Source organism: Pseudomonas sp. IT-P171, assembly GCF_949767765.1.
Classification (GTDB): domain Bacteria; phylum Pseudomonadota; class Gammaproteobacteria; order Pseudomonadales; family Pseudomonadaceae; genus Aquipseudomonas; species Aquipseudomonas fluorescens_B.
In genome coordinates, this window is record NZ_CATKQN010000022.1 from 443014 (window position 1) to 455663 (window position 12650).

11 protein-coding genes are annotated in these 12650 nt (G+C 60.0%); 10 read left to right on the forward strand and 1 reads right to left on the reverse strand.

Annotated elements, in window-relative coordinates:
- The first annotated feature begins 10 nt into the window (after positions 1 to 10).
- The 7 genes from ACM6I5_RS16990 (at position 11) to ACM6I5_RS17020 (ending at position 8273) form a co-directional block, all read left to right on the forward strand.
- Positions 11 to 1270: an AGE family epimerase/isomerase gene (locus tag ACM6I5_RS16990; RefSeq protein ID WP_414884251.1), complete on the forward strand. Its 1260-nt coding sequence runs from the start codon at positions 11 to 13 to the stop codon at positions 1268 to 1270.
- A gap of 117 nt (positions 1271 to 1387) precedes the next feature.
- Positions 1388 to 2689: an ABC transporter substrate-binding protein gene (locus tag ACM6I5_RS16995; protein ID WP_017340434.1), complete on the forward strand. Its 1302-nt coding sequence runs from the start codon at positions 1388 to 1390 to the stop codon at positions 2687 to 2689.
- Positions 2690 to 2830: 141 nt separating this feature from the next.
- Positions 2831 to 3739, forward strand: a complete 909-nt coding sequence (locus ACM6I5_RS17000) for a carbohydrate ABC transporter permease (protein WP_017340433.1) — start codon at positions 2831 to 2833, stop codon at positions 3737 to 3739.
- Entirely contained in the window at positions 3732 to 4577 is an 846-nt protein-coding gene (locus tag ACM6I5_RS17005) for a carbohydrate ABC transporter permease (protein WP_017340432.1), read from the forward strand. Before ACM6I5_RS17000 ends, ACM6I5_RS17005 begins: the two co-directional genes overlap by 8 nt.
- A 2-nt stretch (positions 4578 to 4579) precedes the next feature.
- On the forward strand, positions 4580 to 5740 hold the full coding sequence (locus ACM6I5_RS17010; protein ID WP_017340431.1) for an ABC transporter ATP-binding protein: 1161 nt from the start codon (positions 4580 to 4582) through the stop codon (positions 5738 to 5740).
- A gap of 217 nt (positions 5741 to 5957) precedes the next feature.
- Positions 5958 to 7304: a carbohydrate porin gene (locus ACM6I5_RS17015; RefSeq protein ID WP_414877888.1), complete on the forward strand. Its 1347-nt coding sequence runs from the start codon at positions 5958 to 5960 to the stop codon at positions 7302 to 7304.
- Between the two features lie 114 nt (positions 7305 to 7418).
- Entirely contained in the window at positions 7419 to 8273 is an 855-nt protein-coding gene (locus ACM6I5_RS17020; protein WP_017340429.1) for a D-hexose-6-phosphate mutarotase, read from the forward strand.
- Positions 8274 to 8426: 153 nt separating this feature from the next.
- Here the strand turns inward: ACM6I5_RS17020 and ACM6I5_RS17025 are convergent, their stop codons facing one another.
- Positions 8427 to 9287 (reverse strand): MurR/RpiR family transcriptional regulator, encoded by an 861-nt coding sequence (locus ACM6I5_RS17025; RefSeq protein WP_172825977.1) that lies wholly within the window; start codon positions 9285 to 9287, stop codon positions 8427 to 8429.
- A 226-nt stretch (positions 9288 to 9513) separates the two neighbouring features.
- Between ACM6I5_RS17025 and zwf the strand changes: the two genes are divergently transcribed.
- Genes zwf through ACM6I5_RS17040 form a run of 3 tightly spaced genes read left to right on the forward strand, consistent with a single transcriptional unit; the run spans position 9514 to position 12366 of the window.
- Positions 9514 to 10983, forward strand: a complete 1470-nt coding sequence (zwf, locus tag ACM6I5_RS17030; protein WP_017340427.1) for a glucose-6-phosphate dehydrogenase — start codon at positions 9514 to 9516, stop codon at positions 10981 to 10983.
- Positions 10970 to 11683, forward strand: coding sequence for a 6-phosphogluconolactonase (gene pgl, locus ACM6I5_RS17035; RefSeq protein WP_017340426.1), 714 nt, complete (start codon positions 10970 to 10972; stop codon positions 11681 to 11683). The genes zwf and pgl overlap by 14 nt, the downstream gene beginning before the upstream one ends.
- Positions 11684 to 11700: 17 nt before the next feature.
- On the forward strand, positions 11701 to 12366 hold the full coding sequence (locus ACM6I5_RS17040; RefSeq protein ID WP_017340425.1) for a bifunctional 4-hydroxy-2-oxoglutarate aldolase/2-dehydro-3-deoxy-phosphogluconate aldolase: 666 nt from the start codon (positions 11701 to 11703) through the stop codon (positions 12364 to 12366).
- The last annotated feature ends 284 nt before the right edge of the window (positions 12367 to 12650 follow it).

Genomic DNA, 12650 nt, shown 5'->3' on the forward strand with positions numbered 1-12650 from the left:
AAGGCACCCCATGGACACCTTCCAACCCGCCTTCAGCAGTTGGCTGAACGCACCGGCCCATCAGCAATGGCTCGCTACCGAAGGCCTGCGCCTGCTGGCGTTTGCCAAGGCCTCGAAGCTCCCCGAAGGCTTCGGCAATCTCGATGAAAAAGGCCGCCTCCCGGCCAATGCCCACGCCGAAACCATGAACACCGCGCGCATGACCCACAGCTTTGCCATGGCGCATATCCAGGGCCTGCCGGGTTTCTCCGAGCTGGTGGATCACGGCGTCCAGGCACTCAGCGGCCCGTTGAAGGATGCCGAACACGGTGGCTGGTTCGCCGCCCCTGAACACCGCGACGGCAACACGGGCAAAGCGGCCTACCTGCACGCGTTCGTCGCCCTCGCTGCCAGTTCTGCGGTAGTCGCGCAACGCCCCGGCGCGCAAGCCTTGCTCGATGACGCGATCAACATCATCGACACACATTTCTGGAGCGAGGAGGAGGGCGCGATGCGTGAATCCTTCAATCGCGACTGGAGTGAAGCAGAACGCTACCGTGGTGCCAACAGCAACATGCACGCCACCGAAGCCTTCCTCGCATTGGCCGATGTCACTGAAGACAACCGCTGGTTGTGCCGCGCGCAACGGATCGTCGAGCGCGTGATCCATGGTCACGCCGCCGCCAACGATTACCTGGTGGTCGAGCATTTCGACCACGACTGGCAGCCGCTGCGCGAGTACAACCATGACAACCCGGCCGACGGTTTTCGTCCTTACGGCACCACGCCAGGCCACGGTTTCGAATGGGCGCGGCTATTGCTGCACCTCGAAGCGGCGCGGGTGCAGGCGGGGATGCTGACGCCGGGCTGGCTCGCCACCGACGCGCAAAAACTCTTCGAACACAACTGCCGTCACGGCTGGGAAATCGATGGTCTGCCGGGGATTGTCTACACCCTCGACTGGGACAACCGCGCGGTGGTTCGCCATCGCCTGCACTGGACCCATTGCGAAGCCAGCGCCGCCGCCAGCGCGTTGCTCAAACGCACGGGCGAGGCGCACTACGAAACCTGGTACCGACTGTTCTGGGACTTTTGTGACCGTCATTTCATCGATCGATGCGATGGCAGTTGGCACCATGAACTCGATCCGCAGAACCGTCCGAGTGCGGATATCTGGGCGGGTAAACCCGATCTCTATCACGCCTGGCAAGCCGTGCTGATTCCGCGCCTGCCACTGGCGCCGAGCATGGCCAGTGCCTTGGCGAGGTTGTCCCAGAGCGGTTCTATGTAACCATGCGGTGACATTCACGCGTCCCTTCGTTACCTGCGAGGGGATGACTCCTGTTTAAAATCCTATGCAGCGCAAGCACCAGACTTGCATGCATAACAACAAGAAAGGTAATTCTAGATGAATGCGATTTCTCGCCTCGCTACTGTCATTTCTCTTGCCTCATTGCTTCCAATCTCTGCATTCCCCCTCAGTGCACTTGCCGCCGATTCCAAGGGTTCGGTAGAAGTCGTTCACTGGTGGACCTCCGGCGGCGAAAAGGCTGCGGTCGATGTGCTCAAGGCCCAAGTCGAAAAAGACGGCTTCACCTGGAAGGACGGCGCTGTTGCCGGTGGTGGCGGTGCGACGGCCATGACCGTGCTCAAAAGCCGCGCCGTTGCCGGTAACCCGCCGGGCGTAGCGCAGATCAAAGGTCCGGACATCCAGGAATGGGCGTCCACCGGCTTGCTCGATACCGACGTCTTGAAAGACACCGCTAAATCCGAGAAGTGGGACAGCCTGCTCGACAAGAAAGTCTCCGATACCGTGAAATACGAGGGTGACTACGTGGCCGTGCCGGTGAACATTCACCGGGTCAACTGGCTGTGGATCAACCCGGAAGTCTTCAAGAAAGCCGGGATCGAAAAAGCCCCGACCACCCTTGAAGAGTTCTACGCCGCTGGCGACAAACTCAAGAAAGCGGGCTTCATCGCCCTTGCCCACGGCGGCCAGCCTTGGCAGGACAGCACCGTGTTCGAAGCGGTGGTGCTTTCGGTCATGGGCGTCGACGGCTACAAGAAAGCCCTGGTGGACCTGGACAACGCTGCGCTGACCGGCCCTGACATGGTCAAGGCGCTGACCGAGCTGAAGAAAGTCGCGACCTACATGGACGTCGATGGCAAAGGCCAGGACTGGAACCTGGAAGCGGCCAAGGTCATCAACGGCAAGGCCGGCATGCAGATCATGGGTGACTGGGCCAAGAGCGAGTGGACAGCGGCCAAGAAAGTCGCCGGCAAGGACTACGAGTGCGTAGCTTTCCCGGGCACCGAAAAAGCGTTCACCTACAACATCGACTCCCTGGCCGTGTTCAAGCAGAAAGACCAAGGTACTGCTGCCGCTCAGCAGGACATTGCGAAAATCGTGCTGGGTGAAAACTTCCAGAAAGTCTTCAGCATCAACAAGGGCTCGATCCCGGTTCGAAACGACATGCTGAGCGACATGGGCAAGTACGGTTTCGACGCCTGCGCCCAGACCGCGGCCAAGGACTTCCTAGCAGACGCCAAGTCCGGCGGCCTGCAGCCGAGCATGGCGCACAACATGGCGACCACGCTGGCGGTACAGGGTGCGTTCTTTGATGTCGTGACCAACTTCATCAACGACCCGAAAGCCGATCCGGCCACGGCCGCCAAGCAACTGGGCACGGCCATCAAGGCTGCCAAGTAATGCTTGGCCTGTAGGCGCGAGCCTGCTCGCGATAGCGGAGTGTCAGGTACTCAATGTGCGACTGACACAGCGCAATCGCCAGCAGGCTGGCTCCCACAGGGAATGCGCTTGTAATCCTTTCTCTACATACTGGATTTTCCCATGAGTTCTGTTGCTGTGTTCAGCAAGGCCTCGCCGTTCGATGCATTGCAGCGCTGGCTCCCCAAACTGGTGCTGGCGCCCAGCATGTTCATCGTTCTTGTGGGCTTTTATGGCTACATCCTGTGGACGTTCGTGCTGTCGTTCACCAGTTCGACCTTTCTGCCGACTTACAAGTGGGCGGGTCTGGCGCAGTACCAGCGGCTGTTCGACAACGACCGTTGGTGGGTGGCGAGCAAGAACCTCGCGGTGTTCGGCGGCATGTTCATCGGCATCACCCTGGTGATCGGTGTGCTGCTGGCGGTGTTTCTTGACCAGCGTATTCGCCGCGAAGGCTTCATTCGCACCATCTACCTGTACCCGATGGCGCTCTCGATGATCGTCACCGGCACGGCCTGGAAATGGCTGCTCAACCCGGGCATGGGCCTGGACAAATTGTTGCGTGACTGGGGCTGGGAAGGCTTTCGCCTGGACTGGCTGATCGATCCCGATCGCGTGGTGTATTGCCTGGTGATCGCTGCGGTATGGCAAGCCTCGGGCTTCATCATGGCGATGTTCCTCGCCGGCCTGCGTGGGGTTGATCAATCGATCATCCGTGCCGCCCAGATCGATGGTGCGAGCATGCCGCGCATCTACCTCAAAGTGGTGTTGCCGAGCCTGCGTCCGGTGTTCTTCAGCGCCGTGATGATCCTCGCTCACATCGCGATCAAGAGTTTCGACCTGGTGGCGGCGATGACGGCCGGTGGCCCGGGTTACTCCTCCGACCTGCCTGCGATGTTCATGTACTCCTTCACGTTCAGTCGCGGCCAGATGGGCATGGGCTCGGCCAGTGCGATTCTGATGCTCGGTGCGATTCTCGCAATCATCGTGCCTTACCTGTACTCCGAGCTGAGGACCAAGCGTCATGACTAGTTTCGCTGCCAAACCTTCCATCAGCCTGAGTCGCATCGCGATCTACGGCGTGCTGATCCTGGCGGTATTGCTTTACCTGATACCGCTGGTGGTCATGCTGTTGACCAGTTTCAAGACACCGGAAGACATCAACACCGGCAACCTGCTGAGCTGGCCGACCGTGGTCAGCGGCATTGGCTGGGTCAAGGCCTGGGGCACCGTCGACGGGTATTTCTGGAACTCGATCAAGATCACCGTCCCGGCGGTGCTGATCTCCACCGCCATCGGCGCGCTGAACGGCTATGTGCTGTCGATGTGGCGCTTTCGCGGTTCGCAGTTGTTCTTCGGCCTGCTGCTGTTCGGTTGCTTCCTGCCGTTCCAGACCGTCCTGCTGCCGGCCTCGTTCACGCTCGGCAAAATGGGCCTGGCCAGCACCACCACGGGCCTGGTGTTCGTGCACGTGGTCTACGGGCTGGCGTTCACCACGCTGTTTTTCCGCAACTACTACGTCAGCGTTCCCGATGCGCTGGTGAAGGCCGCACGGCTGGATGGCGCGGGTTTCTTCACCATCTTCCGGCTGATCATCCTGCCGATGTCCACCCCGATCATCATGGTCTGCCTGATCTGGCAGTTCACCCAGATCTGGAACGACTTCCTGTTCGGCGTGGTGTTCTCCAGCGGTGATTCGCAACCGATCACGGTGGCGCTGAACAACTTGGTCAACACCAGTACCGGGGCCAAGGAATACAACGTTGATATGGCGGCGGCGATGATCGCCGGGCTGCCGACCCTGCTGGTCTATGTGGTCGCAGGCAAGTATTTCGTGCGCGGTCTCACGGCCGGCGCAGTCAAGGGGTAATCATGGCAACGCTCGAACTTCGCAACGTAAACAAGACTTATGGCCCAGGCCTGCCGGACACCCTCAAGAACATCGAACTGTCGATCAAGGACGGTGAGTTCCTGATCCTGGTCGGTCCTTCGGGCTGCGGCAAATCGACCCTGATGAATTGCATCGCCGGCCTTGAAACCATCACCGGCGGCGCGATCATGATCGGTGATCAGGACGTCAGCGGCATGAGCCCCAAAGACCGTGACATCGCCATGGTGTTCCAGTCCTACGCGCTGTACCCGACCATGAGCGTTCGCGAGAACATCGCCTTCGGCTTGAAAATCCGCAAAATGCCTGCCGCCGACATCGAAGCGGAAGTGGCGCGGGTCGCCAAGCTGCTGCAGATCGAACACTTGCTCAATCGCAAGCCGGGCCAGCTCTCCGGTGGCCAGCAACAGCGCGTGGCGATGGGCCGTGCGCTGGCGCGGCGGCCGAAGATTTACCTGTTCGACGAACCGCTGTCCAACCTCGACGCCAAGCTGCGCGTCGAGATGCGCACCGAAATGAAACTGATGCACCAGCGCCTGAAAACCACCACGGTCTACGTGACCCACGACCAGATCGAAGCGATGACGCTGGGCGATAAAGTGGCGGTGATGAAGGACGGGATCATCCAGCAGTTCGGCACGCCGAAAGACATCTACAACAACCCGGCCAACCTGTTCGTGGCGAGCTTCATCGGTTCGCCGCCGATGAACTTCATCCCCCTGCGTTTGCAGCGCAAGGACGGTCGTCTGGTGGCGCTGCTCGACAGCGGTCAGGCGCGTTGCGAATTGCCATTGGGCATGCAGGACGCAGGGCTCGAAGACCGCGAAGTGATCCTCGGCATGCGTCCGGAACAGATCGTGCTGGCGGGTAGCGAGCCGAACGGTTTGCCGACCATTCGCGCCGAAGTCCAGGTCACCGAACCGACCGGTCCCGACACACTGGTTTTCGTCAATCTCAACGACACCAAAGTCTGCTGCCGCCTGGCGCCGGACGTTGCACCGGCCGTGGGCGAGACCCTGACCCTGCAATTCGATCCATCGAAAGTGCTGCTGTTCGATGCCAAGACCGGGGAGCGCCTGGGGGTGGCCGGTCTGCCAAAGACCGAAGTGCACAGCGCCAACGTGACTCAATTCAAAGGCCGCTGAAGATCAAATGTGGGAATGGGGTTGTGTGGGAGCTGGCCTGCCAGCGATGGCATCAAATCGGTTCGACATTAAACCGAGTCGTTTGCATCGCCGGCAGGCCAGCTCCCACAAGCCCGGTCTCACAGGGGCATATGCGGTGAGCGGCCTGTCGCTCTTCGCAACTGATGTAACCGCGTTAGATAAAAACAGTTAATAACAATAAAACGAGGATGTAGGGATGAAGAAGAACAAAAACGCTCAGCTTATCTGCCAGTTGTCGGCGATTGCGGCAATGATGCTGGCTGGCAGTGTGCACGCGGCTGACGCGTTCAGCGCCGATTCCGAATGGATGACCGGCGATTGGGGTGGTGAGCGGACCAAGCTGATCGAGCAGGGCATCGACATCAAGATGGACTACGTCGGTGAAGTGGGCAGCAACCTCCACGGCGGCTACAACAACGACAAGACGGCGCGTTACGCCGACCAGTTCGGCCTGGGCGTGGCGCTCGACCTGCAAAAGCTGTGGGGCTGGGATAACACCCAGGCGAAGATCCAGCTGACCAACCGTAATGGTGAAAACATCTCCAATGACCGTGTTGGCGACCCGCGTGCCGGCACCTTGAGTTCCTCCCAGGAAGTCTACGGTCGCGGCCATATGGTTCGTTTGACCCAGTTGTGGATCAAGCACCAGTTCCTCGACGGCAAACTGGACGTCAAGGCCGGTTACTTCGGCGAAGGCGAAGACTTCAACACCTTCCCTTGCGAGTTCCAGAACCTGGCATTCTGCGGTTCCCAGGTGGGTAACTGGGCGACCAACATCTGGTACAACTGGCCCGTCAGCCAGGCCGCAATCCGCGTAAAGTACAACATCTCGCCCGAGTTCTATGCGCAGATCGGCGCGTACAACCAGAACCCGTCGCAACTGGAACACGGCAACGGCTTCAAGCTTAGCGGCAGTGGTACCAAGGGCACCGTGTTGCCGGTCGAACTGGTCTGGTTGCCTAACCCGAACAACCTGCCGGGCGAATACCGTGTCGGTTACTACAAAAGCACGGCCAGCGCCGATGACGTTCGTGAAGACGACAACGGCAATGATGCGGCCACCAGCGGCAACGCTTACCGCAGCCACAGCAGCAAGTCCGGCTACTGGTTCGTGGCGCAGCAACAGCTGACCGACCACAACGGTGACAAAAGCCGTGGTCTGACCGTATCGGCCAACGCCACGTTCCACGACAAGGACACCAACGTCGTCGACAACTATCAGTCGTTGATGTTTGTGTACAAGGGCCCGTTCGATGCACGTCCGAAAGATGACGTCGGTATCGGTTTCGCCCGTATCCATGTCAACGATGACGTGAAGAAAAACGCCGAGCTGGTCAACGCCGACAATGGTGTCACCCAGTACGAAGATCCGCGGTTTGCGCCACTGCGTGACACTGAATACAACTACGAGATCAACTACGGCTTCCACGTTACCAACTGGCTGACCGTGCGTCCCAACCTGCAATACATCACTCACCCGGGCGGTGTGGATGAAGTCGACAACGCGCTGGTGGCCGGCCTGAAAATTCAGTCGGTGTTCTAACGCTGTTGCGATAAGCTCCTCTCTATGTGCGCATTTTTGCGGACAGCCCAGGCTGTCCGCTTTTTTTTGGGGGCGGCGCACCCCGGTGGCAGATGATTTTCAGGACAGTGGCACATGCATGAGCATCCGCTACAACGCTTCTTCAAATCCTTGCGCGAACGTCCGATGTTTGCGTGGGAGCGCTATCAGATGCGCGATGTGCTGGTGATCGATCATCCGCTGTGTCAGGCGGTGTTCAGTCGGCAGGGCGCGCAATTGCTGCACTTCCAGCCCAAAGGGCAGAAACCGTGGCTCTGGTGCGCGGCGAAGTGGCCCCACGTGGGTGCGATTCGTGGCGGCGTGCCGGTGTGTTGGCCATGGTACGGACGGCATCCGAGTGAAAACGCATGGCCATCCCATGGCTGGGCGCGGTTGCTCGACTGGAAACTGCTCGACAGCAGCCATGACGACGACGGCGTGCACTTGCACTGGCAACTGCAGTTGTGTGACTGGCAAGTAGACCTGCATGCCCACCTTGGCGAACGCATGGCGTTGCGCCTGAGTACCGAGCATCAGGACAGCCTGCCGTGCCAATTGAGTCAGGCTTTGCATGCTTACTGGCGTATTGGCGATGTTGGCGAGATAGCGCTGTCTGGGCTCGACGGTGCGCAAGGTTATGACCAGTTGAACCGCCAGGCTTGCCAGCAGGAAGGCGAGTTGCGGGTGGAGGGTGGCTGTCAACGCGTGTTCCAGCATGACGGCGAATTGCAGCTCAGGGATCACGCCTGGCAGCGGGAATTGTGCATTGATACCGGGGAGGATGCGGACACGGTGGTCTGGCATCCCGGTTCGCGTCCGCTATTGGGCGTCAGTTGGAACGAGATTTCCGAGTTTGTCTGTGTGGAAGCGGCAAGCGGCGGGACCGATAGCCTGAGCCTGGCGCCGGGGCAGAAGGCTCATTTGAGTTTGCAGGCGCGGGTGGGGGTTTAGTTCAGGTGCGGCAGTGTCTGGACTACCGCCATCGCGAGCAGGCTCGCTCCCACAGGGGATTGGTTTTGAACACAAATGCTGTGTTCACCGAAGATCCAATGTGGGAGCGAGCCTGCTCGCGATGAGGCCGAACCGGTCAGTAGAGATTTCGGATCAGTTGAACTCATCCCCCACCGGATACCTGCTCGCATTCAAACTCTCTTTGATCTTGCGCAAATGCGGCTGGAAATCCACACCACGGCGCAACGTCATGCCGGTGGCGAGCACATCCAGCACCGTCAATTGAATGATCCGCGACGTCATCGGCATATAAATGTCGGTGTCTTCCGGCAGCGGGATGTTCAGGCTCAGCGTACTGGCCTTGGCCAACGGCGAACCTTCGGCTGTCAGCCCAAGCACCGAAGCGCCGTTTTCCCGGGCGATACGCGCCACTTCCACCAGTTCGCGAGTGCGGCCGGTGTAGGAAATGATCACGAACAACTCGCCGGTGTGGGCCACCGACGCAATCATGCGCTGCATCAGCACATCCGCATGGGCGGTGACGGCGAGGTTGAAGCGGAAGAATTTGTGCTGCGCGTCCAGCGCCACCGGGGCCGAGGCGCCGAGGCCGAAGAAGTGGATCTGCCGGGCCTGGATCAACAGGTCGACGGCGCGGCTGATCAGATTCGGGTCCAGGGCCTGCAAGGCACTGTCCAGCGACGCGATGGCGCTGCCGAAAATCTTCTTGGTATAGGCTTCCGGATTATCGTCGGCCTCGACCGCACGGCTGACATACGCCGCGCCGCTGGCCAGGCTCTGGGCCAGCTGAAGTTTGAGTTCCGGGTAGCCGCTGACGCCGAACGAACGGCAGAAGCGGTTGACCGTCGGCTCGCTGACCTTGGAGGCCTGGGCGAGGGCGGCGATGCTGAACCGGGTGGCCTGCTCTGGGTTGAGCAGGATCACTTCGGCGACTTTGCGTTCGGCCTTGTTCAGGTCTTCAAGGCGATTCTGGATCTGTTCCAGCAGATTTCGCACGCGGTCCATATGATTTCCTAGGTTCTGCAATGCAAATAAGGGCTCGGCTATGCAAATTGGGCCTTTGATGCGACCCCAAGCGGTGGCCTATCCTACTGATGGCTCCGACTGACCACCACTCGGAATCTGTATTTTGCGAAAATGTTGTGGTTATTACTACATTTTTGCTTGAGCGATGCCTTGAAAAAAGGTATTTGTAGCTTAACTTGATAAAAGAACAAACATCATGCCTTCGATTACGGTTGAACCGTGCACCTTTGCCTTGTTCGGCGCGCTTGGCGATCTGGCCTTGCGCAAGCTGTTTCCTGCCCTCTATCAACTCGATGGCGCAGGCCTGTTGCACGAGGACACGCGCATCATCGCGCTGGCCCGTGAGCCGGGCAGCGAGCAGGAGCATCTGGCGTTCATCGCTTCCGAGCTGCGCCGCTACGTCGGCGCCAAAGAGCTGGACGAAGCGGTGGTCGAACGTTTTCTGGCCCGCCTGACCTATCTGCACGTCGATTTCCTCAAGTCCGAAGACTATGTGGCCCTGGCCGAAATGGCCGGCAGCGCCCAGCGAGTGATCGCCTACTTCGCCACGCCGGCCGCTGTCTACGGCGCGATCTGCGAAAACCTGGCGAAGGTCGGTCTGGCCGAGAACACCCGTGTGGTGCTGGAAAAACCCATCGGTTCCGACCTGGAATCCTCGCGCAAGGTCAACGACGCCGTGGCGCAGTTCTTTCCGGAGAACCGCACCTACCGCATCGACCACTACCTGGGCAAAGAGACCGTTCAAAACCTCATCGCCCTGCGTTTTGCCAACAGCCTGTTCGAAACCCAGTGGAACCAGAATTACATCTCCCACGTGGAAATCACCGTGGCTGAAAAGGTCGGGATCGAAGGCCGCTGGGGCTACTTCGACAAGGCCGGTCAGCTGCGGGACATGATCCAGAATCACCTGTTGCAACTGCTTTGCCTGATCGCCATGGACCCTCCGGCCGACCTGTCCGCCGACAGCATCCGCGACGAGAAAGTCAAAGTGCTCAAGGCGCTGGCGCCCATCAGCCCGGAAGGCCTGACCACCCAAGTGGTGCGCGGCCAGTACATCGCCGGTTACAGCGAAGGCAAACCGGTTCCCGGCTACCTGGAAGAGCCGAATTCCAACACCCAGAGCGACACGGAAACTTTCGTCGCCCTGCGTGCCGACATCCGCAACTGGCGTTGGGCTGGGGTGCCGTTTTACCTGCGCACCGGCAAGCGCATGCCGCAGAAACTGTCGCAGATCGTTATCCACTTCAAGGAGCCGTCGCACTACATCTTCGCCCCCGAGCAGCGCCTGCAAATCAGCAACAAACTGATTATCCGCCTGCAACCGGACGAAGGCATTTCCTTGCGTGTGATGACCAAAGAACAAGGCCTGGACAAGGGCATGCAGCTACGCAGCGGTCCGTTGCAGCTGAATTTTTCCGACACCTGGCGCAGCGCACGGATTCCCGATGCCTACGAGCGGTTGTTGCTGGAAGTGATGCGCGGCAATCAGAACCTGTTTGTCCGTAAAGATGAAATCGAAGCCGCGTGGAAGTGGTGTGACCAGTTGATCGCCGGGTGGAAGAAATCCGGTGATGCGCCCAAGCCGTACGCGGCCGGGTCCTGGGGACCGATGAGCTCCATTGCTCTGATCACGCGGGACGGGAGGTCGTGGTATGGCGATATCTAATTTGAAACTGCCTCAGGGCGTCAGCGCCCATGAGTTCAAGAGCCCGGTGTTGCTCGCCGATGGTTTGGCGCTGAAGGTGGCCAAGCAACTGAGTGACGCTATCGACGCTCGCGGGACCGCGACGCTGGTGGTGTCCGGTGGACGCAGCCCGGTGGCGTTTTTCCAGAACCTGGCGAAACAGAAACTGGATTGGTCCAAGGTCGTCGTGACCCTGGCTGATGAACGTTGGGTGCCGGTGGAACACGCCGACAGCAACGCCGGTCTGCTCAAGCGCTACCTATTGCAAGGTCTGGCGGCGAAGGCTCAGTTCCTGAGTCTGTACAGCGCCAGCGCCAACCTTGAACAAGCGGCCGAGCAAGCCGACCGTTTGCTCGCCGAGTTGCCTGCCATCGACGTGCTGGTACTGGGCATGGGCGACGACGGCCACACCGCGTCGTTGTTCCCGAACAGTCCGAACCTGGCCGACGCCTTGAAAGTCGACGGCACACGTCGTTGCTACCCGATGCTGGCGCCGACCGTGCCGCATCAGCGCCTGACCATGAGTCGCGCGCTGCTGGCTTCGGCCAAACACACCGTTCTATCGATTTCCGGTCAGTCCAAGCTGACCACCCTGAGTGCCGCATTGGCCGGTGACGATGTCGCCGCCATGCCGATTCGCGCGTTTCTGCAACCTACGTTAGAGATTTACTGGTGCCCATGAGCCAAGGAACAGCCGCTATGACAACCCCATCCCCGACCGTTTCCATGGCGGACAAAGTTGCCCTGATCGACAGCCTCTGCGCCAAGGCGCGGATCCTGCCGGTAATCACCATTGCTCGCGAACAGGACGTGCTGCCGCTGGCCGACGCCCTCGCGGCCGGTGGCCTGACAGCCCTGGAAGTGACCCTGCGTTCGCAGTTCGGCCTCAAGGCCATCCAGATCCTGCGCGAGCAGCGTCCGGAACTGGTGACCGGCGCCGGCACCGTGCTCGATCGCCACATGCTGGCCGCCGCAGAAGCCGCCGGGTCGCAGTTCATCGTCACGCCGGGCATCACCCGTGACTTGCTCGAAGCCAGCGTCGACAGCCCGATCCCGCTGTTGCCGGGCATCAGCAATGCCTCGGGCATCATGGAAGGCTACGGTCTGGGCTATCGCCGCTTCAAACTGTTCCCGGCGGAAGTCAGCGGCGGCGTCGCGGCGATCAAAGCCCTGGGCGGCCCGTTCGGCGAAGTGAAATTCTGCCCGACCGGCGGCGTCAGCCCGGCCAACATCAAGAGCTACATGGCGTTGAAAAACGTGATGTGCGTGGGCGGTAGCTGGATGCTTGATCCGGAGTGGATCAAGAACGGTGACTGGGCCCGCATTCAGGAATGCACCGCCGAGGCCTTGGCGCTGCTGGACTGATCTGCTTTTACCTGACACTTCGTTGTGTGTTCTACGGCTTTAACGGTGCGCTTGGTCGGTGCACCGTTTTTTTTTGCCCAATGAAAACCACTGAACCTGTGGCGAGGGAGCTTGCTCCCGCTGGACTGCGCAGCAGTCCCTTTTTTGGGGCCACTTCGTGGCCCAGCGGGAGCAAGCTCCCTCGCCACAGTCTCTGGTGGCATTCGAGACAGGACATCACGCGATACATAGTTACCGCATCTCGCCGCTCATCCGGCGTTAACCTGCGTTCATCTTATGGAAGA